Here is a 26879-nt window from a genome sequence, read left to right as displayed (position 1 = left end):
CGTCCTGCGGCGGCCCGGCCGGCCGCACGTGCGCCGGGCGCGAAAGTCGCGACCACCTCGGCCGATGCGAACGGGCCGGCGGAGGCAGCGCCTTCGGCGGGCCAGAAGCCGGCGCGCGCCGCCGACCGCGGCTCAATCCCCATTCCGGTTGCCAAACCGCCCGTGCCAGGGCAGTAGTTTCCCGGTCAGCAACTGGGCGTGGGGGCGCAACCATATGGCATTGACCAGCATGACCGGCTTTGCCCGGACGGATGGCGCCGAGGGCGACCTGGCCTGGCACTGGGAAATCCGCTCGGTGAATGGCCGCGGGCTCGATATCCGGCTGCGCCTGCCGCAGGGCTTGGAGGCGCTGGAGATGCGCATCCGGGAAATGACCGCAGCGCGGCTCAAGCGCGGCAATTGCCAGGTGAGCCTGACCATGGAGGGTGGCGTGGCCACGCCGGAGGTGGTCATCAACGAGAAGGCGCTGGAGGCGATCCTCGCGGCCATGAAGCGGTTCAAGGGCAAGGTGAGCGCCGAGCCGCCGCGGCTCGAGGCGCTGCTCGGGTTGCGCGGGGTGCTGGATGTGAGAGATCCCGCGCAGGAGGGTGCCGCGAGCCCGGCGATGCTGGACAAGCTGGCGCGCAGCTATGCCGGGTGCCTCGATGCGTTGCTGAAGGCGCGGGCGGAGGAGGGGGCGAAGCTCGCCGCCGTGGTGGCGGAGCAGGTGGACCGGATCGAGGCGCTGGCGACGGCGGCGCGCGACTGCCCTGCGCGCCAGCCGGAGGCGATCCGGGCGCGGCTGGCCGAGCAGGTGGCGCGGCTGACGGATCTCGGCAATTTCGATCCGCAACGGCTGCATCAGGAAGCGGTGCTGCTGGCCGCCCGTGCGGATATCCGCGAGGAACTCGACCGGCTGTTCGCCCATGTGGCGCAGGCGCGCCAGCTTCTGGCCGAAGGCAATGGGGTGGGGCGGCGGCTGGATTTTCTGGCGCAAGAGTTCAACCGAGAGGCGAATACGCTGTGTTCCAAGTCCAACGACAAGAGCCTGACCGGCATCGGGCTCGAGCTCAAGGCGGTGATCGACCAGTTGCGTGAGCAGGTGCAGAACATTGAGTAACGGCAATGCTTCCCTGGCCGGGCAGAACCGCCGCGGCCTGATGCTGGTGCTGTCGTCGCCCTCGGGGGCCGGCAAGTCCACGTTGACGCGGCTTTTGACCGAGGAAGAACACAAGGCCGGTCGGCCGTTCCACCTGTCGGTTTCCGTCACGACCCGGCCGCGGCGCGCCAGCGAGCTGAACGGGGTGCATTATCACTTCATCACCCGGCAGCGCTTCGAGGCCATGCGCGCGCGGGGGGAGCTGCTGGAGTGGGCGGAGGTGCACGGCAATCTCTATGGCACGCCGCGCGAGCCGGTGGAGCAGGCACTGGAGCGCGGGCAGGACGTGCTGTTCGACATCGACTGGCAGGGCACGCTGCAGCTCTACGACGCCTCGCGCGATGATGTGGTTTCCGTCTTCGTGCTGCCGCCTTCGATCGCCGAGCTGAAGGCACGGCTGGAGCGGCGCGCGGAGGACGCCTCCGACGTGATCGCGCGGCGACTGGCCAATACGCCGATCGAGCTCGCCCACTGGACCGACTATGACTACGTAATCATCAACAGCGACGTTCAGGCGGCGTTCGACAGCCTCAAGGCAATCCTGGCGGCAGAACGCGTCCGCCGCACCCGCCAGCCGGCTCTGGCGGATTTCGTTGAGGGGCTGCTGGGGGAGTTGAAGGGGTAAGCGGCACGGCCCCAGCCGCATCCGGGCATGCAGACGCATCCGTTCCGCCACCCTGTTGCCGGCCTTGAGCCAGGCATCCAGGGGCCACACGGGATGGGCTTTCCTCTGGGGTCCTGGATCACCGGGTCAAGCCCGGTGATGACGAGGGGGCGGGGATCGTTGCCGTCTTGCCGGGCTTGAGCTGGGTATCCAGGGGCCACACGGCAGACGGAATCATGGCTGCCAGGCGCGTTCGGATTTCTGCTCATAGTGCTCGAAGGCCTTGCAGATGCCGCCGAGCACTTCGGCGGAGGTTTCGAACATGGCCTTGAACTGGGGGTCGTCGACCTTGTCGATATCCTCGCGCAGGTGGGTAATGGTCTCTTCCAGGCGCTGCTTCATCTTGCGCGTGTGGTGAGACGGGTTGTTATCGTCTGGAGACATTAGCGTTCTCCGTTCGCAAATGAATAGTGATTGTGCGGAGAACGATGGGGCTTGCACTGGGTTCCAGCCGCGTCAGCGCCTCGGGCCGCCATAGGTGCGCGTGCCCGGCTTGCCTCCGCTGGAGCGGCCCGAGGTTCGGCGGCCGCCGGGGCGGACGGTGGTGGCGAGCTTCTCCGGCTTCTCCGGGAGCGCGTCGCTCCGGCCGTGGGGCGTGGCGCGGTCCGAGCCCAGGCCGACCTCGTCGAGATTGGGCAGGACCTTGCCCGAGGGCAGGATCGGGCGGCCCTTGGCATCGCGCGGCAGGTGGGCGGCTTCGTCGCCATATTCGCGGACCTGGCGGTAGGGTAGGGCGCCCCCACCCCGGCCCTCCCCCGTGCCGGGGGAGGGCGAGCGGCGGGCCTTCGTCCCGCCGGTCTTGCCTTCGCCATGACGGCCGGCGGTGTCCTCCAGCTGGCTTTGCCGCACGCTTGGGTCTTCCAGCACCGCCAATTCGGTGGCGCGCAGGCGCTTGACCTCGTCGCGCAGCCGGGCGGCCTCCTCGAATTCGAGATTGGCGGCCGCCTCGCGCATGCGCTTCTCCATGTCGGCGATCACCGCTTCGAGGTTATGGCCGAAGGTGGCCGCCGTCTCGGCAAAGCCGGTGCCGACGGTCACGTGATCCTGCTCATAGACCGAGGCCAGAATATCGGAGATGCGGGCACGGACCGATTCCGGGGTGATGCCGTGCTCGGCATTGTAGGCCAGCTGCTTCTCGCGGCGGCGGTTGGTCTCGGCCAGCGCCCGCTCCATGGAGCCGGTGACGCTGTCGGCATAAAGGATCACGCGGCCATCCACATTGCGCGCGGCGCGGCCGATGGTCTGGATGAGGGAGGTTTCCGAGCGTAGGAAGCCCTCCTTATCCGCGTCCAGAATGGCGACCAGCGCGCATTCCGGAATGTCGAGCCCCTCGCGCAAGAGGTTGATGCCGACCAGCACGTCGAAGGCGCCCAGCCTGAGGTCGCGGATGATCTCGATGCGCTCCAGGGTGTCGATATCCGAATGCATGTAGCGCACGCGGATGCCCTGCTCATGCATATATTCGGTGAGATCCTCGGCCATGCGCTTGGTGAGCACCGTGACCAGGGCGCGATAGCCACGCGCGGCCACTTCGCGCACCTCGGCGATGAGGTCGTCGACCTGGGTGGCGACAGGGCGGATCTCCACGGGCGGATCGACCAGGCCGGTGGGCCGGATCACCTGCTCGGCGAAGACGCCGCCGGTGCGCGCCATTTCCCAAGACCCCGGCGTGGCCGAGACATAGATGGTCTGCGGCCGCATGGCATCCCATTCCTCGAAGCGCAGCGGCCGGTTGTCGATGGCCGAGGGCAGGCGGAAGCCGAACTCGGCAAGGGTCGCCTTGCGGTTGAAGTCGCCACGGAACATGGCACCGATCTGGGGCACCGTAACGTGGCTCTCGTCGATGAAGACGATGGCGTTGTCGGGGAGATATTCGAACAGGGTCGGCGGCGGCTCGCCCGGCTTGCGGCCGGTGAGGTAGCGGGAATAGTTCTCGATGCCGGCGCAGGAGCCGGTCGCCTCCATCATCTCCATGTCGAACAAGGTGCGCTGCTCCAGCCGCTGGGCTTCGAGGATGCGGCCGGCCGCGTGGAACTCCTCCAGCCGCCTGCGCAGGTCTTCCTTGATGAGCCGCACGGCCTGCTGCAGCGTGGGCTTCGGCGTCACGTAATGCGAGTTGGCGTAAACCTTCACGGTCTGCAGCTCGGCGGTCTTCTGGCCGGTCAAGGGATCGAACTCGGTGATCTGCTCGATCTCGTCGCCGAACAGGGACAGGCGCCAGGCGCGATCCTCATAGTGGGCCGGGAAGATCTCGATGGTGTCGCCGCGCACCCGAAAGGTGCCGCGCTGGAAGGCGGCATCGCTGCGCTTGTACTGGAGCGCCACGAGATCGGCGAGCAGGCGGCGCTGCTCGATGCGTTCGCCGCGCGACAGGGCGAAGGTCATGGCCGAATAGGTCTCGACCGAGCCGATGCCGTAGATGCAGGAGACGGAGGCGACGATGATCACATCGTCCCGCTCGAGCAGGGCGCGGGTCGCGGCGTGGCGCATCCGGTCGATCTGCTCGTTGATGGAGCTTTCCTTCTCGATATAGGTGTCGGTGCGCGGCACATAGGCTTCCGGCATGTAATAGTCGTAATAGGAAACGAAGTACTCGACCGCGTTGTCCGGAAAGAAGCTCTTGAATTCGCCATAGAGCTGGGCGGCGAGCGTCTTGTTGGGGGCGAGCACCAGGGCCGGGCGCTGGGTGGCCTCGATCACCTTGGCCATGGTGAAGGTCTTGCCGGAGCCGGTGACCCCGAGCAGCACCTGGTCGCGCTCGGCGGTATTGATGCCGCTGACGAGTTCGGCGATGGCCGTGGGCTGATCGCCGGCCGGCTGATAATCGGAGGCCAGCCGGAAGCGGATGCCACCTTCCGATTTCTCCGGCCGCTCCGGCCGATGCGGCATGAACATCGCAAGATGCTGCGGCATCTGCGGCCGCATCGAGGCGAGCGCATCGAGCGAGGTGCCCGTGATCGGGCGGGCAGGGGCTTCGGAGAATCCGCGGGAACGTGGCATGGCGGGAATATAGGGTGAACGGGTGCGGCCGTGAAGCCGTCACCCGATCGCCCGGCAGATCGTACCGTTCCGCTTGCAGAGCGCTACTGATCTGACAGCGGAACATCATTCGTCATGACCCGGCTCGGCGCCTATGCGCGGTCGAGCATGGCGATGAGCTTAATACGCACCCCTCTCGTCATTGCCGCGCTTGACGCGGCAATCCAGGGGCCGCAAGGGAATTCGCGCCGTGTGGCCCTGGATGCCCCGGTCGCGCCGGGGCATGACGGTTTTGCGAGGGATATCAACGGCTTCACGCGGCAATCCAGGGTCTCACGGCATGGGCTTGCCCCTTGCTGCCCTGGATCACCGGCTCAAGGCCGGTGATGACGATTTGTTTTGTTAGTCAACGGCAGTCACGCCCGGTTGATGGCGTAAGAGCCAAGGGGACAGGGATGGTCCGTTATTCCTCGGGTGGGACAGTGGCGCGGCCGCGGAAGGATTTTATCGCGCTGCGGCGGGATTTGGCGGCGAGGCGCCGCTGCTTGGACGCGCGCGTCGGCCGGTTGGGGCGCCGGATGGTGGGGCGAACCGCCGCCTGTTGCAGCAGGGCGACGAGGCGGGCCACCGCATCCTCGCGATTGCGCTCCTGGGTGCGGAAGCGGGCGGCGGTGATGACGATGACGCCCTCCCGGGTGAGCTTGCGGCCGGCGAGGCGGGCGGCGCGCTGCTTCAGGTCGTCCGGGAGGTTCGCCGAGCCCGCCAAGTCGAAGCGGATCTGCACGGCGGTCGCGACCTTGTTCACGTTCTGCCCGCCCGGGCCGGAGGCGCGGATGAAGCTTTCCTCGATCTCGCTCTCATCGATGGCGATGCTGTCGGTGATGGGGATCATGGGGTCAGTGAACCGGTTTCCCGGCCGCGCGGCAATAGGGGCTCTACATCTCCTTCGCGGGCGCGCCGCAGATTTCGCTAAGTGGTGAAATAGCCGGACAGCTCCTGGGACGTCCTCAAAAGGCTCCGCCGGCGCGCAAGTTGACGCCATATTCGAGATAGGCCTTCAGGCAGCACATCATGTGCATCCAGCCGCCGGCATTGCCGTGTGATGCTTCCCGTTCCTCAGGGGTATCGCGCCAGCCGCTTTCGCTGATCCGGACCATGGTGTCGCCGGTGTCGAGCGGATGGAACTCCATCCGCACCTGGATGAGATGGTCGCCGCTGGGCGCATCCCATTCCAGAACGATGCGCTGGTTCTCGGCCACCTCGCGCACGATCACGTCGTGCTCGCCCGGGACCTCGGCAAAGCGCCATTTGACGGTGGTGCCGGCCACGAGCGGGGCGCTGGCCGCGGCTACGAAATAGCGGCTGAGCTTTTCGGGGCGGACCACCGCATCGAACACCTCGGCCGCTGGCTTACGGATTTTGAGCTGCACTTGGTAGGTCGGTTTCATGGCGATGAACTCCGTTGCCGACATGGCTCCATAATGTTATAAAAATATAACATGTCAACGGCAATCGACGACGACAAGGTTTTCAAGGCGCTGGCCAATGCGCGCCGGCGGGCGATGCTCGACCTCCTGAAGGAGGGGCCGTGCACCACCGGCGCCCTGTGCGAGCAGTTTGCCGACATGGACCGCTGCACGGTGATGCAGCATCTGAAGGCGCTGGAAGAGGCGGATCTGGTGATCGTGAGGCGGCAGGGACGCGAGCGCTGGAATTATCTCAACGCGCTGCCGATCAAGCAGATCTACGACCGCTGGATCAGCCAGTATGCCGGCCACAGCCTGAGCATTCTCGACCGGCTGAAAGCGGACCTGGAGGGGGAGTGATGAGCGAGGGCCGGCGCCAGGGCCGGCGAGCCTTCGGGGAGGTGCGTCGCGTTAGGCCGCCTCGGCCGCTTCGAGCGCGATGGCTGCGGATTGAATGATGGAGGCGAAGCGGACGGCCGCCTGGATGACTTCGGTCGAGACGCCGGCCTTGCGCAGCACCGCCTCATGGGCATCGATGCACATGCCGCAACCGTTGATGGCCGAGACGGCAAGAGACCACAGCTCGAAATCCACCTTGCCGACGCCGGGATTGGCGACGACGTTCATGCGCAGCCTGGCCGGCAGCGAACCGTATTCCTTGTTCGAGGCCAAGTGCAGGAAACGGTAATAGACATTGTTCATGCCCATGATGGTGGCCGCAGCCTTGGCCGCCGCGAGCTCGGAGGGCTGGAGATGGGGCTGTGCCTCGTCCTCCAGCGCCTTGCGCACCACGGGATTGCGCGAGGCGATGCCGCAAGCAACGAAAAGCCCATATTTCTGGCGGGCACTCAACGTGTCGTCGCTGCCCATGGAGGAAAGGTTGAGCCGGACGTCCTTGGCGAAATCGGGCAGGGCGCCTTTCAGCTGCTCGATGGACATTGGGCGAGCTCCTGAGATGTGGAGAGCGGAGCGGGCAGGCTCGGAGACCGCCCGCTTTGGGTGGTGAGATGGCTCAGGCGGCCTTCAAGGTCTCGCCGCCAACCTGCCGATTGCAGGGGCACAGCTCATCCGTCTGCAGCGCGTCCAGGACCCGCAGCGTATCCTTCGGATTGCGGCCCACGTTGAGATTGGTGGCATAGACGTGCTGGATGACGTTGTCGGGGTCGACGATGAAAGTATAGCGGTAGGCTACGCCATCGGCCGAGCGCACGCCAAGGCCGTCCACCAACGAGCCGTTGGTGTCGGCGAAGGACCAGATCGGCAGCTTGTCGAGATCGGGATGGCTGCGCCGCCAGGCGAGCTTCACGAACTCGTTGTCGGTCGAGCCGCCGAGCACCACGGCGTCACGATCCTCGAACTCGGCGGCCAGCCGGGCGAATTCCGCAATCTCGGTCGGGCAGACGAAGGTGAAGTCCTTGGGATAGAAGAAGATGACCTTCCACTTGCCGGGGAAGCTCGCCTCGGTGAGAGGCTCGAAAGCCGAGACGCCATTCTCTTCGTGATTGTTGAAGCCTGGCTTGACGCCGATGACCTGGAACGAGGGCAATTTGTCGCCGATGCCGAGCATCATCAAATCTCCAGAAACAGACTGACGGACAGCGGGTGAAATTCGGTTGCCAGCATGGCCGGCGCTGGCGCGTCGGCGTCCCATGCTGCGCCGCAGCAGTTGTAAATGGGCGGCGAATTCAGGTCAAAACGATTGTTTCTATCTAAGCTATCGGTATAAACGATAGACCGAAATCCGGCGTTTGTGTGACCGGCGTCCACTCAGCGCTTCCGGCCTCCGGGCAGATCTGCGGGAGGGTAAGATCGCGATGCTGAACGTTTCTCTTCGACAGCTGCGCTATCTTGCCGCCCTGGCAGAGACCCAGTCCTTCTCGCGGGCGGCGCAGCGCATGAATGTCGCGCAGTCCACGCTGAGCGCAGCTATTCAGGGCATCGAGACGGCGCTCGGGGCCGCGCTGGTGGACCGCTCCGGCCGTTCGGTGCGGTTGACGGCCGCGGGCGAGCTGGTAATCGAGCACGTGCGCGGCATCCTGGCGGATATCGACCAACTGCCCAGCCATGTGGCCGTTGCCAGCCGGCCGCTGACCACCCGTCTGCGCCTTGGGGTCATCCCCTCGGTGGCGCCGTTCATCCTGCCGAAGGTGCTGCCGAGCCTGCGGGCCGCTTATCCGAAATTGCGGCTGCGGGTGCAGGAGGGGTTGACGCGCTCGCTGCTCGATGACGTGCGCAGCGGGCAGCTCGATGCGGCGCTGATCGCGCTGCCCTACGGGTTCGACGGTTTCGACCACGTGGCCCTTGCGCGCGATCCATTCATGCTGGCGGTGCCGGAGGGCCATGCCCTGGCCAGACGGCGCGCGGCCAGCGTCGGCGAGCTCGGGAGCGAGACGCTGCTGCTGCTCGAGCGCGGGCATTGTCTGCGGGACCATGTGCTGAGGGTGGTGAACGCGGATGTCGGCGACGGGGATGTGCGCGCCACCAGCCTGATCACCCTCGTGCAGCTGGTGGAAAACAAAATGGGCGTAACGCTCCTGCCGCGGGTGGCCATCGAAGCAGGGCTGGTGCGCGGCGCGCGCATAAGGCTGGTGCCGCTGCGGGAGGGCGAAGCGGCCTCGCGCACCCTGGCGCTCGTCTGGCGAGCCCGCGCGGCCCGCCAGGGCGATTACCGGGAGCTGGCCGAGCATCTGCGCAGGCATTGCCTGCCGGGAAGCCAAGACGGTCAGCCGCAGACGCGGGAGCCCTCGCGCCGGTGATCAGCTTGCGCTGCCCGGGAGGGGCGCGCCGACCAGACATTCCTTCCGGGGCGCGTAGTTCTTGAGCCTGCAGTTCAGGTTCATGTACATGGGCTGCTGGTCCCACAGCTCCTGCGGGAGATTGGGATATTTGGCCAGCAGCGCCTTGGCGTCATGCGGCCGTCGCTCGACGGGCCGGATTTCATAGTTGCCTATCGGAATCCGACCCAGGACCGGTGGCGGCCTGAAATCGAAGGTTCCGATATAGGTTGCCTCGCCCGGCCTGACGGTGAAGGCGAATGACATCGGCTCGACGGGGAGCATCAGCTCTCCTGCCTTGTCGACATAGGTCAGGTAATAGGTACCCGCCGGCAGGCTTTGCAGCACGTATTCCACATCGCCCTGCTTGTCCCGGCCGAAGATCCAATTGCCGCGAACCAGCCTGATGACTCTGCCGCCTTGATCGGGATGAATCAGCAGCTTCTGCTGGGGGTCAACCGTCCAGAACTCGAGGGTATCGAATTTCGAAAGCTCGATGATGCTTTCGATCTGCAGCCCGACGATCAGCACGCCGTTGCCATCGTTCTGGGAGACGGCAAGATTCCGGTCTGCGCTTCTCAGCAACGTCGTCTTCTCGGTGGTCTGGCACGCAGTGACCAGCAATGCCGCCAGCACGACGGCACAAAGACGCAACACGCTCATATGGTTTCCCCCGGCAACAGCCCGGCGGCACTTTAGGCTATTGCGCAGCCGGATCAAAGGGCGCTTCCTTGGAGCGGCGTGATGTCATGCGGCTGACCCGCCGGCGCAGCATTGGGTCGGGGAAACGGGCGGAGGAACGGAATGCGGGCAATCGTCTGGGGTGCTGCGGGACTGGTGGGCGGGTATCTGGTGGGCGCGGTGGTGGCCTATGCCGCGGTGCAGCTCCTGTCCGGCAACACGCATGACAAAGCGCTGGAGGCGCTATATAGCGGGTTCTTCTTTGCTGGTCCGGCGGTGTCCATCATTGCCGGTATTGCTGGGGTCTTTCTTGGGCTGCGGAAGCCGAAGCCCGGCTCGCCGCATGAGTGAGGCATGGGCTTGGTGCAGCCGAATGAACCGACGGGCCGTGCAGGGGACGATCCTGCCGGGCGCCGTTCCCCGCCTCTGGTCTATCCCAGGAGTTGAACTGATGCAGGCAAGCCTGATGCCGGCACGCCGTCCGCTCGCTGCATGGGGGTGGGCTGCGCTTTGCCTTCTGCTCGTGCTGCTCGACGCCAGTGCGGCCCGGGCAGACTTCCAGGCCGGAATTCGCGATGCGCGCGATGAATGCGTCAGGCGTGCGGGGCAGTTCTGGACCACCAGCCTGGGCTATGGCTGCAACAACACCCGTGAGCTCGGTGATTTCCGCTGCCAGGCGGGCATTTGCGCCACCGGCTATGCCGCGGTGCGCCGCCCGGGCGATTTCAGCGCGCCACTGGGCAACACGCGCGGGCCCAATCCCGGCCATTGAGCCGCTCGAGCCTCGCCGTCCGCGCGAAGGTCGCGAACAAAAACCGCCGATGTAAACACTACCTTTGCGCGCTTTTGTTGACTAATGTGTCTATGAGTTGTAAACAGGAGCTGCTTCCATTTTCGGAGGTGACACAAGCGAGGGCCAAGCCTTTTCCGGTTCCCGCTGTATTTCGGGCTGCTGATCGACGGTCATGGTGGAAAGTGCCCGTCGCTCGGACAGTTGCCTTCAAGGCTCCCTTTTCAATCCAGATGCCTGTATTGCGAGGCAGGCGCATGATCCAGCCGGACGATCCTCCGCTGGATCATGCGCTCATCGCAGCGGGCAAAGCTCGACGCTTCTCCGAACGGGCATTCTGCCCGAGACACGAGCGTGACATCAATAGGCGCGGCACGCCATCCTGTCGAGTAGGCAAACTGGACCCGGCTGCCGGAACAGGGGCGCGCCGGGCAAGGCCCGTTCAGGCCCAATCATAGATCCAGGCCATGCGGGCGTAGGATTGCGCGGGCCGCATCAACCGCAGCATCGCGTTGCGGACGAGCCTGACCGGGCCACGGGCATGATAGGCCCGGCCGACCTGCCGGCATTGACTCTGCATACGGGCGGTGCGCGGCTGCCGCTCGGCTTCGTAGGCCCGGAAGGCACTGGCAAAATCGCGGCCGGCGGCAAGCTTCCGCCCGAGCACGACCGCATCTTCGAGCGCCATGCTCGCGCCTTGCGCGAGATAGGGCAGCACAGGATGGGCGGCATCGCCGATCAAAGTGACGGCGCCGACGCCCCAACGTTGCGCCGGAAGACGGTCCACCGCCGCCCATTTGAGCCAACGGTCCGTGCCGTCCAGAACGGCGCGCAGCTCCGGCACGACGGCCCCGAACGCCGTGAGCAGGGCGCGCTTGGAGCCATGGGCCGCCCAGCCCGGCTCGTGCCAATGACTGTCGAAGGCGGCCACGATGTTGACCCGCTCACCACCGCTCACCGGATAGTGGACGACGTGGCCACCGGGGCAGAGCCAGAGGGTGACCAGATCATCGGTGGCGACGGGCGGTGCCTTCCGGCGCAGGATGAGGGCGCGGTAGAGCGTGTGGTTGGCGTAGACGGGGTCGCCATCGCCGATCAGCGCGACGCGAACCGCCGACCTTACCCCGTCGGCCCCGATGACTGCCGGCGCAGTCAGGGTCGAGCCGTTCCTGAGGGTGACGCGTGCACTCCCTTGTTCGGGAGCGATGGCGGCAACGGGGCTTCCGGTTTCAAGCGAGATCAGCGGCTCCTGGCGCGCGGCGGCAAGCAGAGCCCCGAGGAGATCGGCCCGGTGCACCACGCGGTAGGGCGCGCCGAACCGCTGCAGGACAGCATCGCCGAGGGGCACGGCCGTCAACAGCCGACCCGTCAGCCCGTCGCGGATCTCGATCGCGCGCGGCGCCACCAGCTTCGGGGTGATGATCTCGGTCAGTCCCAGCGCATCCAGAGCGCGCATGCCGTTGGGGCCGAGCTGCAGGCCGGCCCCAATTTCCTCGAAGCTTGCCGCCTGCTCGAGTACCCGCGACGGGCAGCCGGCGCGGGCGAGCGCCAAGGCTGCCGCGAGGCCGGCTATGCCGCCGCCGACGATGACCGGCTGTGATCGTTCCATAGGTGATGGATTGACCGGCAGGACACCCAAGTCAATCGGCAGCCTCGATGGCGGCGTCGTAACGCTTGGACACTTCCGGCCAGTTGACAACCTGCCACCACGCTTTCAGGTAGTCCGCCCGCCGGTTGTTATACTTGAGGTAATAGGCGTGCTCCCACAGGTCGTTGCCGAGGATGGGGGTGCCCTGCTCCTCGGCCACGTCCATCAGCGGGTTGTCCTGGTTGGGGGTCGAGGTGATGGCAAGGGTGCCGTCCTCACGCACGATGAGCCACACCCAGCCAGAGCCGAAACGGCCCTTGCCCGCGGCTTCGAATGCCGCCTTCATCTCGTCCATGGAGCCGAAGCTTTGCTCGATCGCCTCGGCCAATTCAGGCGATGGGCTGCCGGAATTGGCGGGAGGCGCCATGATCTGCCAGAAAAACGTGTGGTTCCAGTGTCCGCCGGCGTTGTTGCGCACCACGTCGGGCAGGTTGCCGGCGTCGGCCAGAAGCTCCTCCAGCGACCTACCTGCCAGCTCCGAGTCCTCGGCAACTGCCTTGTTGAGTGCATCCACATAGGCCTGGTGGTGCTTGTCGTGGTGCAGCACCATGGTCTGGCGGTCGATGACCGGCTCCAGCGCGTCGGCTGCATAGGGGAGGGGATCGAGAGAGAAGGTGGCCTGCTCCTGGGCAGCCAAGGGCGTTTGCCGTGCGAAAACAGCGAATGGCGCAAGGCCGAGGACGGCCGACATCCCAAGAAGGAACTCTCGCTTGTGCATGTTCTCGGTCCCAATCGAGCGGTTGTCGCGTGAACACGATGATGGCACCAAAGTGCCATCGAGACGATCCCCGGTAACCGGTATTTGTGCTCAGGTCCACTTCGCTCTTGCACTTCGCGCCGATGAAGCGGACCATAGCGACACGAAGTCGCGTGAAGCGAACGGCCGGCACCTCTCGATGAGGCTGCCGGTGAGGCTGCGCGAGCCGGGCGGCGGGTCGCGGCCGCCGGACGATCGCGCGCATCGGTTGGGATTGGGAGCGCCTCGACGCGCTGGGCCCGTTCCGCTTAGCGCCCCGCGCCGCTCGTGCTCCCCGACACGGAGGACGAACCATGGAGAAGGCTGGCGGCGGCAGACCTGCGAAGGGACCGCGGTGCATCGCAATCGTGGGTCCCTATCAATCCGGCAAGACGAGCTTGCTCGAAGCGCTGCTCTGCCGTAGCGGCGCGACCCCGCGTCAGGGTAGCGTCGGTCAAGGCAACACGGTGGGCGACAGTTCGCCCGAAGCCCGCGCGCACGCGATGACCGTGGAAATGAACATCGCCACCACCAGCTTCCTCGGCGAAAGCTTCACTTTTCTCGATTGCCCGGGATCGATCGAATTTGCCGAGGACCAGAAAGCGGCCCTGAGCGTGTGCGACGCGGCTGTGGTGGTCTGCGAGGCCGATGCCAAGAAAGTGCCTGCGCTGCAGCTCATCCTGAAGCAGCTGGATGAGCTTCACGTCCCGCGGTTCCTGTTCATCAACAAGGTGGACAAGGCCGAGGGCCGCATCCGCGACGTGCTCGAGATGCTGCAGCCCGCCAGCGCCCGACCGCTGGTGTTGCGCCAGATACCCATATGGCAGAACGGCATCATCGCCGGGTTCATTGACCTCGCGCTCGACCGTGCGTTCCTCTATCGCGAGCACGCGCCCAGCGAGGTGGTGGAGGTGCCCGGCGACCTTGCCGCCCGCAAGGCGGAGGCGCGCTTCCAGATGCTGGAGAAGCTTGCCGACTACGACGACAGCCTGATGGAGCAGCTGCTCGAAGATTTGGAGCCGCCCCGCGACCTGGTGTTCGACGACCTCAGACGCGAGCTGGCGGAGGGCATGATCACGCCGGTGCTGATGGGCGCGGCGGAGAAGGGCAACGGCGTGTTCCGGCTGCTCAAGGCCTTGCGGCACGAGGCGCCGGATATTTCGGAAACCGCGCGCAGGCTGGGCGCCAAGCCGGTGGCCGGAAGCGGCGGTCTCGCGCAGGTCGTGAAAACGATCCACACGGCCCATGGAGGCAAGCTGTCGCTGGTGCGGGTTCTGGCAGGCGCGCTCTCGGACGGCGATACGGTTACCGGCCGCAGCGGCCAGGGCGAGCGCATTGCCGGCGTTTTCGCACTGGTCGGGCAAGAGCAGAAGAAGCTTGCCAAGGGGATGACGGGCGAGACGGTTGCCCTCGGCCGGCTCGAGTCGATCGGTTCCGGAGAGACGATCGCCGAGGGCAAGACAGCGCCCGAGCAGCTCTTGGACGGGCGGCATTCCGAGCCTGTCTATGGCCTTGCCGTATCGGTTGCGGACCGCAAGGACGAGGTGAAGCTCACCGCCTCGCTGCAGAAGCTGATGGCGGAGGATCCTGCCTTGCGGCTCGACCACAACAGCACCACGCGGGAGATGGTGTTGTGGGGGCAGGGCGAGGTCCATCTGCGGGTGGCGCTGGAGCGGCTGGCGAGCAAGTTCGGGGTGACCGCGCGGGCCGAACCGCGCCGGATCGCCTATTGCGAGACCATCCGCAAGAGCGCGAATGCCCGCGGGCGGCACAAGAAGCAGTCCGGCGGGCACGGCCAGTTCGGCGACGTCGTGCTGGAGGTTGCACCGCGGCCCCGCGGCTCAGGCTTCGCCTTCACCGACACGATCACGGGCGGCGTCGTGCCGAAGCAATATATCCCGGCGGTGGAAGCGGGCGTGCGGGACTATCTCACCCGGGGCCCGCTCGGCTTTCCGGTGGTGGATATTGCGGTGAACCTGTCGGACGGCTCCTATCACACGGTCGATTCGTCGGAAATGGCGTTCAAGGCCGCCGCCCGCTTGGCGATGACCACGGCCATGGAGCAGTGCGAACCGGTTCTGCTCGAACCGATCGTTCACATCGAGCTGCACGTTCCGTCGGAGACCACCGCGCGGATCAACCAGATCGTCAGCAGCCGCCGCGGGCAGCTGCTCGGCTATGACGCGCGGGAGGGCTGGCCGGGATGGGACACGGTGCAGGCCCACATGCCGGAGTCCGAGTTGCAGACGCTGATCATCGAACTGCGCTCGGTGACCGCGGGCGTGGGGACCTTCACCTATCGGCTGGACCACCTTGCGGAGCTGACCGGCAGGGCAGCTGAATTGGCCAAGGCAACGGCCAGGGCCGAGGCCGCTTGAGCATTGCGCCTTTGTCGTGGATGGAGTCCGGCCGCCGGAGACCCGTGCCCATTTTCCGGGCAGGCACCGGCGGCGCTCTCCCACCAGGCGCAGCCGTCCTCTTCCGGAGAAGAAAAAAGCCGGATCTGGTTAAGATCCGGCTCAAGTTCCTCTTTGCCCTAGCCAGGGCAAGCTGGACAACCTGGGGTGAGGGGAACGGTTGACCAGCAAAGCGGAAAGTAAGGGGAGGGAGTAACTTCCGCTTCACGCGCTCTCATCGATCGCGTGATAACAATTTGCTCAATTCCTGCCCGATTAACAAGCAGCGCTTAAACATGGGAGCTATGCGCAGACCGCAGGGCTCTTTACGCAAAATTGACGTAAACGTAAGCTTCCTCTGGTGAGCTTTGCTGCATTGCACATGGCCTAGAGGCGGCCATAAGCACCCGAAATCCGCGCAGGCCATCTCTGTAGCCGACAGCCACTCAGCAGCGGCCATCCCCAATGGGGTGAAGAGTATAGCGGCAAATTGTGCAGACAAAATGAACGGTCAGAACTGCCATTCCTTGGATTTGGCGACCATGAAATCGCGAAAAACGGCCACGCGCTTGGAGGTCTTCAGCTCTTCCGGGTACACGAGATAAGTGTCGAATTCCGGCACTTCAGCCTCTGGGAGAACCTGCACCAGGCTGTTGTCGCGGCCCACCACGTAGTCCGGCAGCGAGGCTATGCCCACGCCAGCCTCGACCGCTCTTCTCAGCCCATAGACGTTGTTGATTCGCAGGGTTGCGGCTCGCGGACTCCCGGGCGGACGGCCAGCGTGCTCGAGCCAGTTGACGTTCGCGAGATAGGTGGGTGCCTGGCCGAAAGCGAGGATGACGTGGTCATCGAGCTCGCTCACTGTTCGCGGTGCACCATGGCGGCGCACATATTCCTGCGACGCATAGAGATGATAGTGAACGGTGAATAGCTTACGCTGAATCAGATCGGGCTGCACCGGGCGGCGCATGCGCACGGCGATATCGGCTTCTCGCATGCCAAGATCGAGCTCGCGGTCGTCCAGCATCAGCTCCACGCTGATTTCCGGGTAGAGCTCCATGAACTCGCCGATGCGCGGCGTCAGCCAGACGGAGCCAAGGCCGACGGTGGTGGTGAGGCGCAAGTGGCCGGACGGCTTGTCCTTCGAATCCATCAGCCGGGTCTGGGCCGTTGCCAGCTTGGTGAACACCTCGTGGGCGGTGCGGTAGAGCAACTCGCCCTGCTCGGTGAGAATGAGGCCGCGCGCATGGCGGTGGAACAGCGGGACGCGCAGATCCGCCTCGAGCGCGCTGATCTGGCGGCTGACGGCCGATTGCGACAGGCCGAGATCTCGTCCAGCATGGGTAAAGCTGCCCGCATCGGCGACGGCGTGGAAGATGCGCAGCTTGTCCCAATCCATGGGCCGTGGCGAAGCAGGGGCTTCGCCGCTGGTCATGTGCAGCTCATGCGGTCGCGTACGGTTCATTGTCACGATGGGCACCTATTCCGCTGCGGCGGCCGTGGCTGGCGTCAAGTGCTCGGCGAGGAAGCGCTCCGCATCAAGGGCCGCCATGCAGCCGAGGCCGGCTGCCGTCACCGCCTGGCGATAGGTTTCATCGGTGACGTCACCAGCCGCGAACACGCCGGGTATGCTGGTTGCCGTGGACCCGGGCGCCGTGTCGATATAGCCGGATGGCCTCAGCGCGAGCTGGCTCGCGAACAGCTCGGTGGCCGGCTTGTGGCCGATGGCGATGAAGACCCCGTCCACATCGAGGGTCTCGGTCGCGCCTGACTTGACGTCTCGCAGGCGCACCCCGGTCACGCTGCGCGGTTCAACCGTGCCCAGCACCTCGTCCAGCTCGGCGTTCCAGCGGACCGAGATCTTTTCGTTGGCAAAGAGCCGGTTCTGCAGGATGCGCTCCGCGCGCAGGCTGTCACGCCGGTGCACGAGAATGACTTCGGACGCGAAGTTCGTGAGAAACAGTGCCTCTTCGACCGCGGTATTGCCGCCGCCGACCACGAGCACCTTCTTGCCCCGGAAGAAGAAGCCGTCGCAGGTGGCGCAGGCAGAGACGCCAAAGCCCTTGAACAACTCCTCGCTGGGCAGGCCGAGCCAGCGGGCCTGGGCGCCGGTGGCGATGATCAGGGTGTCGGCCGCGTATGTCGTGCCGGAATCGCCGGTGAGACGGAACGGACGCCGGGAGAGGTCCGCATGCACGATGTGGTCGGAAACGATCTGCGTTCCGACATGTTCCGCCTGCAGGCGCATCTGCTCCATCAGCCAGGGGCCCTGGATCACGTCGGCAAAGCCAGGATAGTTTTCCACGTCCGTGGTGATGGTGAGCTGGCCGCCCGGCTGGATTCCCTGGACCAGGACCGGCTCGAGCATTGCGCGAGCAGCATAGATGGCTGCGGTATAGCCGGCCGGGCCGGACCCGAGGATCAGCACTTTCGTATGCATCATGGACATAGCATCCTGCTCCCTAGGCGATCAGATGTAAGCTGACAAGGCAGACCTGTCCAGCATGCCAGGAAACGCGGGGCTCATGGCGGGCTTATGACAGACGTAGATTGGAGGCGACGGCCGACCGGCTTCCCCTGTATGGTGCTGCTCGGCAAATTCGCGAATCGCCGGTTGATAGAATGCGCCGCATAAAGCTCGACAGAGTTGATCGCGTCATCCTGCGCGAGTTGCAAAGGAATGCCCGTATCACCAATGTCGAGCTGGCTCGGCGCGCCGGCATTTCGGCCCCGCCCTGCCTCAGGCGGGTGCGGGCCTTGGAGGAGGCCGGGCTGATCAAGGGCTATACCGCCCTGCTGTCGGGCAGCGAACTCGGCTTCGAGGTGACCATGTTCGCGACGGTTGGCCTGCATAGCCAAGCGGAGGCGGATCTTCATGCCTTCGGAAACCACATGCTGGCGAAGCCCCTGGTGCGTGAAGCTTATATGGTGACCGGCGAAAGCGATTTCCTGCTGAAATGCGTGGCGCGGGACATCAACGAGGTCCAGCATTTCATCAGCGAGCTCACCGCATTGCCCAATGTGGCCAGCGTGAAAACGCGACTCGTGCTCGGGGTTTCGAAATACGAGCCTGGCCTTCCGATCGACACGGCCTGAGCCAGTCCACGACGGCAAAGCTCCCAGCGGAAAAACGTTCCGATTGCGCCATATTTTACGCACGTATAGGTGGAGGATTGGCCTTGCTGCCCGCGATTAGAGTGAAGCGGTCGCGGGGCCTTACCCACACTAGCCATTGGAGTTGGTCATGTATCTATTCGACGATGACAGCCGCTCAGCCGTCTTCCCGGTTTCCTCGGGATGCGACGACTGCCGCAGCGCCGCGCTGCCCCGGGAGAAGCGGGATGCCGACGCTCAACTGGCCGAGGCAGGTACAACGCTGACGCAGTTCGCTGACGCGGGTGCGTCGCTTGCGGCCGAGGTGGCCTGGAACGCCGACATCTTGCTCTAAGCAGGCGGCGTCCTCGCGAACTCAGAGCGTTTCCGCTTTTCTTCGAATCGCGGAAGCGCTCTGAGTCTTTGCCTGGTCGCATTTTCTCACGTGAACTGGAATCCACTTCGCGCGAAATGCTCCAAGAACGGAAAGAATGAACGTCTCCAGGGCGACTCTCGATACATACGGGTGTTTTGATAGGGATCGGGATGCCTCGTCGCCAGGAAGCAGGCCCGAGACACCGATCCTGAGTACCAACTCGTGCGCCTACTACCATGAACGGGCGTCGATGGCGTCAGTGCTATTGGATGACGCTGCCGTCGTGGCCTATGTCATAGGCTTTTGCATTGCTGATGTCGGAGTGAAAAGGCTCGCGAAATCGCCGGCGCGGTCGGCTATCTCGCGTCTAAACCCGACATCGCAATGGGCCCAGCGCCAGCCGGAATCCCTCAGGTATTCTGAAAGCTGATCTTGAGGATCTCGTAGGACTTGCCGCCCCCCGGCGTGTTGACCTCGACGGTGTCGCCGACGCTCTTGCCGATGAGCGCACGGGCGATGGGCGAGGAGATCGAGATCTTCCCCTGCTTCACGTCGGCCTCGAAATCCCCCACGATCTGATAGGCCGCCTCCTCATCGGTGTCCTCGTCGACAAGCGTCACGGTGGCGCCGAACTTGACGGTATCGCCGGACAGCTTGCTGACATCTATGACCTCAGCGCGGGACAGCTTGTCTTCCAGCTCGGCGACGCGGGCCTCCATATAGCTCTGCTGTTCCTTGGCCGCATGATATTCGGCGTTCTCCGAAAGATCGCCGTGGGCGCGTGCTTCCTGAATGGCTTGGATGATGCGCGGGCGCTCTACCGTCTTGAGATGCTTGATCTCGTCAAGCAGAGCTACATGGCCGCTCGCAGTCATTGGAACCTTTTCCATCGTCATCCGTCCGTCAGTTCGAACCCATCTGGTGCGACATCGCCGGCACCCAGCTTCTCAATCATTGCATTTGAGGAAATGAGGAGCTTATGCAGCGACTATGCGCAAATTCGCATAGCGACGCAATATGCTCTCCAGCCCGCCTCAAGCCTTGGTGAGCTGCCTGCTCGCGCCAACATAGTCTTGAAGGGGACGCACTTCAAGCGCACCCGCCTTGCAGGCGGCGATGCCCTCGGTGGCGGCTATGGCACCGGCGAGCGTGGTATAGTAGGGCACCTTGTGGTTGAGAGCCGCCCGCCGTATGGAGCGGGAGTCTTCCAGTGCCTTAGTGCCCTCGGTGGTGTTGAAGACGAGGTCGACCTGGCCGTTCTTGATCGCATCCACGATGTGAGGACGGCCTTCCAACACTTTGTTAACCTTGGTGCATTCGATGCCGTTCTCGGCGAAGAAGCGCTGGGTGCCGCCGGTTGCGATGATGGTGAAGCCGAGATCGACCAGCTTGCGGATGGCCGGCAGGATCAGCGGCTTGTCCGCGTCGCGGACAGAAACAAAGGCGGTGCCGGAGGTCGGGACCGCCGCTCCCGAGCCGAGCTGGCTCTTGGCGAAGGCGGTGCCGTAGTTCCGGTCGAGGCCCATGACCTCGCCGGTGGAGCGCATCTCCGGCCCGAGCACCGTGTCGACCCCGGGGAAGCGGGCGAAGGGGAACACCGCCTCCTTGATGGCGATGTGGTTGAAGAGGGGCGGGGTCAACGCAAAGTCGGAGAGCTTCGCGCCTGCCATGATGCGCGCCGCGATCTTGGCCACGGGCAGACCGATCACCTTGGCGACGAAGGGCACGGTGCGGCTGGCGCGCGGGTTGACCTCGAGGACGTAGATGGTGCCGTCCTTAAAGGCATATTGCACGTTCATCAGACCGACCACGTGCAGCGCCTTGGCCAATGCCCTGGTCTGGGCTTCGAGCGCCTCGATCACCTGCCGCGGGAGCGAGTGGGGCGGCAGCGAGCAGGCGCTGTCGCCGGAATGGATGCCCGCTTCCTCGATGTGCTCCATGATGCCGCAGACGAAGACCTCGTCACCATCGCAGAGCGCATCCACATCGATCTCGATCGCGTCGCGCAGATAGCTGTCGATCAGCACCGGGCTTTCGCCGGAGACGACCACCGCCTCGGCCATGTATCGCTCGAGCTGCGAGGGCTCGTGCACGATCTCCATGGCGCGGCCGCCAAGCACGTAGGACGGGCGGATCACCACCGGATAGCCGATTTCCTCGGCGATCCGGCGCGCATCCTCGGCGGACGAGGCGATACCGTTGCGCGGCTGGGTGAGGCCAAGGCGCTGGATCAAGTCCTTGAAGCGGTCGCGGTCCTCGGCAAGGTCGATGGCATCGGGCGAGGTGCCGAGAATGGGCACGCCTGCCGCCTCCAGCGGGCGGGCCAGCTTCAGCGGCGTCTGGCCACCGAACTGGACGATGACGCCCTTCAGCCGGCCGGTTTGGGTCTCGACCCTGATGATCTCGAGAACATCCTCGGTGGTCAGCGGCTCGAAATAGAGGCGGTCGGAGGTGTCGTAGTCGGTCGACACGGTCTCGGGATTGCAGTTGACCATGATCGACTCGATGCCTGCGTCGGCAAGGGCGAAGGCGGCGTGGCAGCAGCAATAGTCGAACTCGATGCCCTGGCCGATGCGGTTGGGGCCGCCGCCGAGAATGATAACCTTCTCCCTGCTCGACGGCTCGGCCTCGTTGCCGTCCTGGCCGGGCAGGCCGGTATCGTAGGTGGAATACATATAGGCGGTGGGCGAGGCGAATTCGGCAGCGCAGGTGTCGATGCGCTTATAGACCGGATGCACGGCGAGCGCGTGGCGCCTGGCACGCACGTCGGCCTCGGTCAAGCCGGTGAGCTCCGCCAGCCGCGCGTCGGAAAAGCCCATGGATTTGAGCTGCCGCAGATTGAACTGATCCTCGGGCAGGCCGTGGGCGCGCAGCTTCTCCTCCATACGGACGATGCCCTCGATCTGGGCGATGAACCAGGGGTCGATGGGATAGGAGGCGTGGATCTGCTCATAAGAGGCGCCGAGGCGCAGCGCCTGCGCCACCTTGAGCACCCGGTCCGGCGTGGGGCGCGACAAGGCGGCGCGGATGGCGTTCTTGTCGTCGCCCTGGCCGAGGCCCTCGATTTCAATCTCGTTGAGGCCGGTGAGCCCGGTTTCGAGCGAGCGCAGCGCCTTCTGGAGGGATTCCTGGAAGGTGCGGCCGATGGCCATGCACTCGCCCACCGATTTCATGGAGGTGGTGAGCAGGGGCTCGGCGCCGGGGAATTTCTCGAAGGCGAAGCGGGGGATCTTGGTGACGACGTAGTCGATGGTCGGCTCGAAGGAGGCCGGGGTTGCGCCCCCGGTGATGTCGTTCTCAAGCTCGTCCAGGGTATAGCCGACCGCCAGCTTGGCGGCGATCTTGGCGATGGGGAAGCCGGTGGCCTTGGAGGCCAGGGCCGAGGACCGCGAGACGCGCGGGTTCATCTCGATGACGACCAGGCGGCCGTCCTCGGGGTTGACGGCGAACTGGACGTTGGAGCCCCCGGTCTCGACCCCGATCTCGCGCAGCACCGCAATCGAGGCGTTGCGCATGACCTGGTATTCCTTGTCGGTGAGGGTCAGGGCGGGGGCGACGGTGATCGAATCGCCGGTGTGCACGCCCATGGGGTCGATGTTCTCGATGGAGCAGATGATGATGCAGTTGTCGTCGCGGTCGCGGACGACTTCCATCTCGTATTCCTTCCAGCCGAGAACGGACTCCTCGATCAGCACCTCGTTGGTGGGCGAGGCATCGAGGCCGCGCTCGATGATCTCGAGGAACTCCTCACGGTTGTAGGCGATGCCGCCGCCGGTGCCGCCCAGCGTGAAGGAGGGGCGGATGATGGCCGGCAACCCGATCACCTCCAGGGCGGCGAGCGCCTCGCTGAGGGAATGGGCAAGCTCCGAGCGGGGCGTTTCGAGACCGATCCGCGCCATGGCCTCGCGGAACAGCTCGCGGTCTTCCGCCTTGTCGATGGCCTCGGCGGTGGCGCCGATCATCTCGACGCCGAACTTGTCGAGCACGCCCATGCGCCGCAGCGACAGAGCGGTGTTGAGGGCCGTCTGGCCGCCCATGGTGGGCAGAAGCGCGTCCGGCCGTTCCTTCTCGATGATCTTGGCAACGATTTCCGGCGTGATCGGCTCGATATAGGTCGCATCCGCCAGCTCGGGATCGGTCATTATGGTGGCGGGATTCGAGTTGACCAGGATGATTCGGTAGCCCTCTTCCTTCAGGGCTTTCACGGCCTGGGTGCCGGAATAATCGAACTCGCTGGCCTGGCCGATGATGATCGGACCGGCGCCAATGATCAGGATGCTGGTAATGTCGGTGCGTTTCGGCATGCGGCTGGGGCGCCCTTGTCGGCGAAAGTCGCGCGCTTCCTACACCATCGATCCGGACCTGACCAGTTTTGAATCTCCGCTGCCGCCCCGGAATGGCCTTTCGTCGGGTCAGCCGGGGAGGCCGGCGATCGCCATCGCCGAGATGAGGACGACGGCCACCAAAGACCAGATCGCCATTGTGACCAGTGTACCCATGATAGGCTCTCTCTCCTTGCCCCCTGCGAGCACATTGGCGAGCGCTGTTGCAACTGTTGCTGAATGGCGCATTCATCAACCATTTAGGATCCAGGGCATGGAGGAACCGATGCCGCCGGAACCCAGATATGCACTGTTCGCGATCTTGGGGACGCTTGCCTACCTCGCGCTGGCTGTGCTCGGCCGCGGCGGGATTGCAGCGTTTTTCGGAGAACCGGCGTTGACGGCGCTGGCCATCGTGACGGTGCTGCTCACGGTGGCGGCGCTGTTCAGCGAAGGCAATCTGAGCCCGGGCGAGCGGGAAGACCGGTCCAATCGCTGGGTGTTGGTGGCCTTTGCGGTGATCGGGCTCCTGTCGGCATTCCTGCCGGCCTATACCGACCGCAAGGACTTCTGGACGATCGATGGAGAGGCGGTGCGCTGGCTGGGTGTAGCGATCTTCGCGGTGGGCGGCGTGTTACGGCTGTGGCCGGTCTATGTGCTGGGGCGCAGGTTCAGCGGCCTCGTTGCCATTCAGCCCGGCCACGAGCTGGTCACCACCGGGATTTATGGCCGCATACGGCATCCCAGCTATCTCGGGCTGCTGCTCAACCTTCTGGGCTGGGCGCTGGCGTTCCGGTCCGGGGTGGGGGGTCTGCTGGCGGTGCTCACGCTGGTGCCGCTGGTTGCGCGGATGAATGCGGAAGAACGCTTCCTGCGGCATGAGTTCGGTGCCGAATACGACGCCTATAGCCGCCGGACGTGGCGGCTGGTGCCGGGAATCTACTAACGGCGGGCTAAACAAGTCGAGCCCGCCAGATCAAAACGGATCTGGCGGGCTAGCAAGGAAACTGCTGCTTTAGGCGTCGCGGCATTCCGCGATCGCGCAGGGCTCGACCGTGATCATTGCGGCCGGGGGCCATGCTTGATTCTTGATGGCCGTGACATTGCGGCCCGAGTGAGCCGATGCCACTGGGCTCGCAGCGATCTTCGGCTGAGCAGATTCGACCGCCGACGGTGTCACCGCCGTTGCCAGGCCGCTAACCAGCCCCGCAGCGACCAGCATTGCCATGATAAAACGTCCCGTCATGTTCTTGCTCCCGCACCTCGGCGGTATCTCTCTCTTATCCGCTCAGATTGCGGAGAAGTAAAACGCCTTCGAGGAACCTGGCCTGAATAGTGCGTTCATTTTGCGTTCATCATTTGGAAACCAAGGACTTCTCGCAGCGCGTCGTCCTGTGCTTCCGGTTTGCTGTTCAATCCCAGAACGTGGACGATCTGGAAGCGGTTCCCTAAAATTGCTCACGTTTACGAGATTTCGCTTGACTTGGCCCGAGACGGGCGAATCGGAGGCGGCCCGTGCACGCGGGCCCACGGTTCGGTCCATGGAGGCCCTAGGCTTACCCTGAAGGAGATCGTCATTGAGTGAATCCAACCCGCGTGAGCACGCCTGTGAGGATTGGCGTGTCTCCCCGTGTATAGAGTACCGGCGGGGTTGAAGTAAGAGTATATTTTCTATATTAGCCAACGTGTTTATTTTTATATGCTTGGGAGACTTAAAATGCCTTCTGGATTTATAGAAAATTTTTCAAAAGATTTGGGAGAGTTCAGGAAGTTTGTTGACGGTAGCGTGTTTGGAATTGAGACGGGCGTGGACGCCATCGGCCTGCTCAGAGATCAAGACATCGCTCGAATTGCGGGCCCGTTGAGACCTTCAGATCTCAGCTATCTGTCGAATGAGATAAGTGAGTTCAAACGCCACTGGTCAAAGCCGGCAATCTATCTGGGCAACAGCATCCATGATGCTGACCCAAACTCACATCTGCTGAACCAGATATGGAATATCAAGCAAGCAGGTTTGGGCTTGGCCGATGCCCTGAACCTCGAACTGCATAATCGGGCGCCTGGTTGGATCGAGCGCGTCAACGCCCTCGCAACCGAGCTGCGACAGCACGTGGACCGAGGGTTGGTGCATTTGGAAATGATCGGCTACGAGGCCGCCGACCGGTATTGGGGAGAGGCTGGAGGAAATCATTTCGGCGTTGAGCCGGCATCTCATGCCGGACCGCAGCCAAGCGATTTCAATGCGATGCACTGAAATCTTGCGAGATTGATTCCGCGAAGGTTCCCGCAGGCCGGTTCGGTGAAGGTCAGCTTCGAGGGAGAAGCCCTGCCGAAAACGGTTACGTCGTATCACCCTGCTTCTTGCGCTCGATCAGGTCGATGAAGCGCTTGAAGAGGTAGTGACTGTCCTGCGGCCCCGGGGAGGCCTCGGGATGGTATTGCACCGAAAACACCGGCTTGTCCTTCAGGGCGATACCGCAATTGGTGCCGTCGAACAGGGAAACGTGAGTCTCTTCAACATCTTCCGGCAATGACTCGCGATCCACGGTGAAGCCGTGGTTCATGGAGGTGATCTCCACCTTGCCGGTGGTGTGATCCTTGACCGGATGGTTGGCGCCATGATGGCCCTGGTGCATCTTGCGTGTCTTCGCGCCGACGGCCAAAGCCAGCATCTGGTGGCCAAGGCAGATGCCGAACACCGGCTTGCCTGACGAGATGAGCTTCCGGATCTCCGGGACGGCATATTGGCCAGTGGCGGCAGGATCGCCAGGGCCGTTCGAGAGGAAGACCCCGTCGGGGTCGAGGGCGAGGATGTCTTCCGCGGCGCTGGTGGCCGGCACCACCGTGACCTTGCACCCCTGGCTCGCGAGGCAGCGCAGAATATTGCGTTTCAGCCCGTAGTCGACCGCAACGACGTGGTAGCGCGGTTGTTCCTGGCGGCCGAAGCCCTCGGGCCACTGCCAGAGGGTCTCGTCCCAGTCGTAGCGCTGCGTGGCCGAGACCTCCGGCACCAGGTCCATGCCCTCGAGCCCGGGCCACGCGGCCGCCTCCTGCTTCAAGGCATCGATGTCGAACGCGCCGCGGGCATTGTGGGCGATCACGGCATTGACGAAGCCGCGGTCGCGGATCAGGCCGGTCAGCGCGCGGGTGTCGACACCGCTGATGCCGATGATGCCGCGCACCTTGAGCCAATGGTCGAAATGGCGCTGGGCCCGGTAATTCGAAGGCTCGGTGATCGCCGTCTTCAGCACGCAGCCGCGCACATGGGAGGACGCGAGATTGGCCGTCTCGATATCCTCGTCATTGGCCCCCACATTGCCGATATGAGGAAAGGTAAAAGCGATGATCTGGCCGGCATAGGAGGGATCGGTGAGAATCTCCTGATAGCCGGTGATGGCCGTGTTGAAGCATACTTCGCCAACCGCTGAGCCCTCAGCACCGATGCCGAACCCTTCGATGACCGTGCCGTCAGCCAGGACGAGGAGGGCTGTCGGCTTCGGGACGGTCCAGCCGCCGAGAGCGCCTGCCCGACGGAGCCGCTCGCCGGCAGCCGTGGACGATTCCTCCGGCCCCAGGGCCGGATCGGTTTGGGAAGGGGTCGACATGGGTATCTCCCTCGGAGAGGCCTGGCGGCGACGCGCGGGCTCGGGGCCGGGCAAGCCGGCGAGCGGGTCGCGCCATGGGTAATTGGGCGTTACGTATGGGACGGGACAACGGAGGTCAATAGGCGAGGTGCGGCAAATGGGGTGGCGTCTGCCGCCCGGGGCCTGATATAGGCATGGCTATTGCCTCTCATTGCAAATGGAGACGAGATCA

The 26879-nt window shown here is 64.5% G+C and carries 26 protein-coding genes; 11 read left to right on the top strand and 15 right to left on the bottom strand.

The annotated features are described in order from the left end of the window. Positions 1–214: 214 nt before the first annotated feature. A complete protein-coding gene (locus E4P09_RS25130; protein WP_137392412.1) occupies positions 215–1099 on the top strand; it encodes a YicC/YloC family endoribonuclease in 885 nt (294 codons plus the stop codon). Positions 1100–1139: 40 nt separating this feature from the next. Next, positions 1140–1763, top strand: coding sequence for a guanylate kinase (gene gmk / locus E4P09_RS25125; protein WP_137392421.1), 624 nt, complete (start codon positions 1140–1142; stop codon positions 1761–1763). Positions 1764–1976: 213 nt separating this feature from the next. Here the strand turns inward: gmk and E4P09_RS25120 are convergent, their stop codons facing one another. The 4 genes from E4P09_RS25120 to E4P09_RS25105 form a co-directional block, all read right to left on the bottom strand. Further along, a complete protein-coding gene (locus E4P09_RS25120; RefSeq protein WP_137392411.1) occupies positions 1977–2186 on the bottom strand; it encodes a hypothetical protein in 210 nt (69 codons plus the stop codon). Positions 2187–2258: 72 nt separating this feature from the next. Next, positions 2259–4802, bottom strand: a complete 2544-nt coding sequence (uvrB, locus tag E4P09_RS25115; RefSeq protein WP_275406531.1) for an excinuclease ABC subunit UvrB — start codon at positions 4800–4802, stop codon at positions 2259–2261. A gap of 442 nt (positions 4803–5244) precedes the next feature. After that, entirely contained in the window at positions 5245–5673 is a 429-nt protein-coding gene (gene arfB, locus E4P09_RS25110; protein WP_137392410.1) for an alternative ribosome rescue aminoacyl-tRNA hydrolase ArfB, read from the bottom strand. A 115-nt stretch (positions 5674–5788) separates the two neighbouring features. Beyond that, positions 5789–6229, bottom strand: a complete 441-nt coding sequence (locus E4P09_RS25105; protein ID WP_137392409.1) for an SRPBCC domain-containing protein — start codon at positions 6227–6229, stop codon at positions 5789–5791. A gap of 51 nt (positions 6230–6280) precedes the next feature. On the opposite strand from E4P09_RS25105, the gene E4P09_RS25100 reads away from it, so the two are divergent. Then, positions 6281–6607, top strand: a complete 327-nt coding sequence (locus E4P09_RS25100; protein WP_137392408.1) for an ArsR/SmtB family transcription factor — start codon at positions 6281–6283, stop codon at positions 6605–6607. Between the two features lie 51 nt (positions 6608–6658). On the opposite strand, the gene ahpD is transcribed toward E4P09_RS25100, so the two are convergent. Together ahpD and E4P09_RS25090 are read right to left on the bottom strand one after the other, a co-directional pair. Further along, positions 6659–7186 (bottom strand): alkylhydroperoxidase, AhpD family, encoded by a 528-nt coding sequence (gene ahpD / locus E4P09_RS25095; RefSeq protein ID WP_137392407.1) that lies wholly within the window; start codon positions 7184–7186, stop codon positions 6659–6661. 73 nt (positions 7187–7259) lie between these two features. Continuing rightward, positions 7260–7814, bottom strand: coding sequence for a peroxiredoxin (locus E4P09_RS25090; protein ID WP_137392419.1), 555 nt, complete (start codon positions 7812–7814; stop codon positions 7260–7262). Positions 7815–8061: 247 nt separating this feature from the next. Here E4P09_RS25090 and E4P09_RS25085 point away from each other — a divergent pair, with 247 nt between their 5' ends. Then, positions 8062–9003, top strand: coding sequence for a hydrogen peroxide-inducible genes activator (locus E4P09_RS25085; RefSeq protein WP_137392406.1), 942 nt, complete (start codon positions 8062–8064; stop codon positions 9001–9003). On the opposite strand, the gene E4P09_RS25080 is transcribed toward E4P09_RS25085, so the two are convergent. Beyond that, positions 9004–9684, bottom strand: a complete 681-nt coding sequence (locus E4P09_RS25080) for a hypothetical protein (RefSeq protein ID WP_137392405.1) — start codon at positions 9682–9684, stop codon at positions 9004–9006. 141 nt (positions 9685–9825) lie between these two features. On the opposite strand from E4P09_RS25080, the gene E4P09_RS25075 reads away from it, so the two are divergent. Further along, positions 9826–10053 (top strand): hypothetical protein, encoded by a 228-nt coding sequence (locus E4P09_RS25075; protein ID WP_137392404.1) that lies wholly within the window; start codon positions 9826–9828, stop codon positions 10051–10053. 100 nt (positions 10054–10153) lie between these two features. Further along, positions 10154–10474, top strand: a complete 321-nt coding sequence (locus E4P09_RS25070; RefSeq protein ID WP_137392403.1) for a hypothetical protein — start codon at positions 10154–10156, stop codon at positions 10472–10474. Between the two features lie 460 nt (positions 10475–10934). Here E4P09_RS25070 and E4P09_RS25065 read toward each other — a convergent pair whose 3' ends face one another. Both E4P09_RS25065 and E4P09_RS25060 read right to left on the bottom strand, forming a co-directional pair. Further along, positions 10935–12101, bottom strand: coding sequence for an FAD-dependent monooxygenase (locus E4P09_RS25065; RefSeq protein WP_137392402.1), 1167 nt, complete (start codon positions 12099–12101; stop codon positions 10935–10937). Between the two features lie 31 nt (positions 12102–12132). Then, positions 12133–12858 carry a superoxide dismutase gene (locus tag E4P09_RS25060; protein ID WP_239025366.1) on the bottom strand — a complete coding sequence of 242 codons (726 nt, stop codon included), beginning with the start codon at positions 12856–12858 and terminating at the stop codon, positions 12133–12135. Positions 12859–13190: 332 nt separating this feature from the next. On the opposite strand from E4P09_RS25060, the gene E4P09_RS25055 reads away from it, so the two are divergent. After that, the gene (locus E4P09_RS25055; protein WP_137392401.1) at positions 13191–15254 is read left to right on the top strand and encodes an elongation factor G; all 2064 of its coding nucleotides are present in this window, start codon (positions 13191–13193) and stop codon (positions 15252–15254) included. A gap of 529 nt (positions 15255–15783) precedes the next feature. Here E4P09_RS25055 and E4P09_RS25050 read toward each other — a convergent pair. Together E4P09_RS25050 and trxB are read right to left on the bottom strand one after the other, a co-directional pair. Continuing rightward, positions 15784–16671, bottom strand: coding sequence for a LysR family transcriptional regulator (locus tag E4P09_RS25050; RefSeq protein WP_137392417.1), 888 nt, complete (start codon positions 16669–16671; stop codon positions 15784–15786). Between the two features lie 81 nt (positions 16672–16752). After that, on the bottom strand, positions 16753–17721 hold the full coding sequence (trxB, locus tag E4P09_RS25045) for a thioredoxin-disulfide reductase (RefSeq protein WP_137392400.1): 969 nt from the start codon (positions 17719–17721) through the stop codon (positions 16753–16755). A gap of 173 nt (positions 17722–17894) precedes the next feature. Here trxB and E4P09_RS25040 point away from each other — a divergent pair, with 173 nt between their 5' ends. Together E4P09_RS25040 and E4P09_RS25035 are read left to right on the top strand one after the other, a co-directional pair. Continuing rightward, positions 17895–18368, top strand: coding sequence for an Lrp/AsnC family transcriptional regulator (locus E4P09_RS25040; RefSeq protein WP_137392399.1), 474 nt, complete (start codon positions 17895–17897; stop codon positions 18366–18368). Between the two features lie 148 nt (positions 18369–18516). Continuing rightward, a complete protein-coding gene (locus tag E4P09_RS25035) occupies positions 18517–18720 on the top strand; it encodes a hypothetical protein (RefSeq protein ID WP_137392398.1) in 204 nt (67 codons plus the stop codon). Positions 18721–19151: 431 nt separating this feature from the next. On the opposite strand, the gene greA is transcribed toward E4P09_RS25035, so the two are convergent. Beyond that, positions 19152–19631, bottom strand: a complete 480-nt coding sequence (greA, locus tag E4P09_RS25030; RefSeq protein ID WP_137392397.1) for a transcription elongation factor GreA — start codon at positions 19629–19631, stop codon at positions 19152–19154. A 144-nt stretch (positions 19632–19775) separates the two neighbouring features. Next, the gene (gene carB, locus E4P09_RS25025; RefSeq protein ID WP_137392396.1) at positions 19776–23045 is read right to left on the bottom strand and encodes a carbamoyl-phosphate synthase large subunit; all 3270 of its coding nucleotides are present in this window, start codon (positions 23043–23045) and stop codon (positions 19776–19778) included. Positions 23046–23337: 292 nt separating this feature from the next. Here carB and E4P09_RS25020 point away from each other — a divergent pair, with 292 nt between their 5' ends. Further along, positions 23338–24009 carry a methyltransferase family protein gene (locus E4P09_RS25020; RefSeq protein WP_275406529.1) on the top strand — a complete coding sequence of 224 codons (672 nt, stop codon included), beginning with the start codon at positions 23338–23340 and terminating at the stop codon, positions 24007–24009. Positions 24010–24078: 69 nt separating this feature from the next. Here E4P09_RS25020 and E4P09_RS25015 read toward each other — a convergent pair whose 3' ends face one another. After that, positions 24079–24309, bottom strand: a complete 231-nt coding sequence (locus E4P09_RS25015) for a hypothetical protein (protein WP_137392395.1) — start codon at positions 24307–24309, stop codon at positions 24079–24081. Positions 24310–24780: 471 nt separating this feature from the next. Here E4P09_RS25015 and E4P09_RS25010 point away from each other — a divergent pair, with 471 nt between their 5' ends. After that, a complete protein-coding gene (locus E4P09_RS25010; protein ID WP_137392394.1) occupies positions 24781–25317 on the top strand; it encodes a hypothetical protein in 537 nt (178 codons plus the stop codon). An 85-nt stretch (positions 25318–25402) separates the two neighbouring features. On the opposite strand, the gene carA is transcribed toward E4P09_RS25010, so the two are convergent. Beyond that, positions 25403–26668 carry a glutamine-hydrolyzing carbamoyl-phosphate synthase small subunit gene (gene carA, locus E4P09_RS25005; protein WP_137392393.1) on the bottom strand — a complete coding sequence of 422 codons (1266 nt, stop codon included), beginning with the start codon at positions 26666–26668 and terminating at the stop codon, positions 25403–25405. Positions 26669–26879 lie beyond the last annotated feature (211 nt).

The organism is Rhodoligotrophos defluvii, from assembly GCF_005281615.1.
GTDB classification, from domain to species: domain Bacteria; phylum Pseudomonadota; class Alphaproteobacteria; order Rhizobiales; family Im1; genus Rhodoligotrophos; species Rhodoligotrophos defluvii.
This window is presented reverse-complemented; position numbering and strand designations above follow the sequence as displayed.

Excerpts from the sequence above, each read along its gene's own strand:
- E4P09_RS25130 (WP_137392412.1), top strand. The coding sequence starts at position 215 with ATGGCATTGACCAGCATGACCGGCTTTGCCCGGACGGATGGCGCCGAG.
- gmk (WP_137392421.1), top strand. The coding sequence starts at position 1,140 with ATGCTGGTGCTGTCGTCGCCCTCGGGGGCCGGCAAGTCCACGTTGACG.
- E4P09_RS25120 (WP_137392411.1), bottom strand. The coding sequence starts at position 2,186 with ATGTCTCCAGACGATAACAACCCGTCTCACCACACGCGCAAGATGAAG.
- uvrB (WP_275406531.1), bottom strand. The coding sequence starts at position 4,802 with ATGCCACGTTCCCGCGGATTCTCCGAAGCCCCTGCCCGCCCGATCACG.
- arfB (WP_137392410.1), bottom strand. The coding sequence starts at position 5,673 with ATGATCCCCATCACCGACAGCATCGCCATCGATGAGAGCGAGATCGAG.
- E4P09_RS25105 (WP_137392409.1), bottom strand. The coding sequence starts at position 6,229 with ATGAAACCGACCTACCAAGTGCAGCTCAAAATCCGTAAGCCAGCGGCC.
- E4P09_RS25100 (WP_137392408.1), top strand. The coding sequence starts at position 6,281 with ATGTCAACGGCAATCGACGACGACAAGGTTTTCAAGGCGCTGGCCAAT.
- ahpD (WP_137392407.1), bottom strand. The coding sequence starts at position 7,186 with ATGTCCATCGAGCAGCTGAAAGGCGCCCTGCCCGATTTCGCCAAGGAC.
- E4P09_RS25090 (WP_137392419.1), bottom strand. The coding sequence starts at position 7,814 with ATGCTCGGCATCGGCGACAAATTGCCCTCGTTCCAGGTCATCGGCGTC.
- E4P09_RS25085 (WP_137392406.1), top strand. The coding sequence starts at position 8,062 with ATGCTGAACGTTTCTCTTCGACAGCTGCGCTATCTTGCCGCCCTGGCA.
- E4P09_RS25080 (WP_137392405.1), bottom strand. The coding sequence starts at position 9,684 with ATGAGCGTGTTGCGTCTTTGTGCCGTCGTGCTGGCGGCATTGCTGGTC.
- E4P09_RS25075 (WP_137392404.1), top strand. The coding sequence starts at position 9,826 with ATGCGGGCAATCGTCTGGGGTGCTGCGGGACTGGTGGGCGGGTATCTG.
- E4P09_RS25070 (WP_137392403.1), top strand. The coding sequence starts at position 10,154 with ATGCAGGCAAGCCTGATGCCGGCACGCCGTCCGCTCGCTGCATGGGGG.
- E4P09_RS25065 (WP_137392402.1), bottom strand. The coding sequence starts at position 12,101 with ATGGAACGATCACAGCCGGTCATCGTCGGCGGCGGCATAGCCGGCCTC.
- E4P09_RS25060 (WP_239025366.1), bottom strand. The coding sequence starts at position 12,858 with ATGCACAAGCGAGAGTTCCTTCTTGGGATGTCGGCCGTCCTCGGCCTT.
- E4P09_RS25055 (WP_137392401.1), top strand. The coding sequence starts at position 13,191 with ATGGAGAAGGCTGGCGGCGGCAGACCTGCGAAGGGACCGCGGTGCATC.
- E4P09_RS25050 (WP_137392417.1), bottom strand. The coding sequence starts at position 16,671 with ATGGATTGGGACAAGCTGCGCATCTTCCACGCCGTCGCCGATGCGGGC.
- trxB (WP_137392400.1), bottom strand. The coding sequence starts at position 17,721 with ATGTCCATGATGCATACGAAAGTGCTGATCCTCGGGTCCGGCCCGGCC.
- E4P09_RS25040 (WP_137392399.1), top strand. The coding sequence starts at position 17,895 with ATGCGCCGCATAAAGCTCGACAGAGTTGATCGCGTCATCCTGCGCGAG.
- E4P09_RS25035 (WP_137392398.1), top strand. The coding sequence starts at position 18,517 with ATGTATCTATTCGACGATGACAGCCGCTCAGCCGTCTTCCCGGTTTCC.
- greA (WP_137392397.1), bottom strand. The coding sequence starts at position 19,631 with ATGGAAAAGGTTCCAATGACTGCGAGCGGCCATGTAGCTCTGCTTGAC.
- carB (WP_137392396.1), bottom strand. The coding sequence starts at position 23,045 with ATGCCGAAACGCACCGACATTACCAGCATCCTGATCATTGGCGCCGGT.
- E4P09_RS25020 (WP_275406529.1), top strand. The coding sequence starts at position 23,338 with ATGGAGGAACCGATGCCGCCGGAACCCAGATATGCACTGTTCGCGATC.
- E4P09_RS25015 (WP_137392395.1), bottom strand. The coding sequence starts at position 24,309 with ATGACGGGACGTTTTATCATGGCAATGCTGGTCGCTGCGGGGCTGGTT.
- E4P09_RS25010 (WP_137392394.1), top strand. The coding sequence starts at position 24,781 with ATGCCTTCTGGATTTATAGAAAATTTTTCAAAAGATTTGGGAGAGTTC.
- carA (WP_137392393.1), bottom strand. The coding sequence starts at position 26,668 with ATGTCGACCCCTTCCCAAACCGATCCGGCCCTGGGGCCGGAGGAATCG.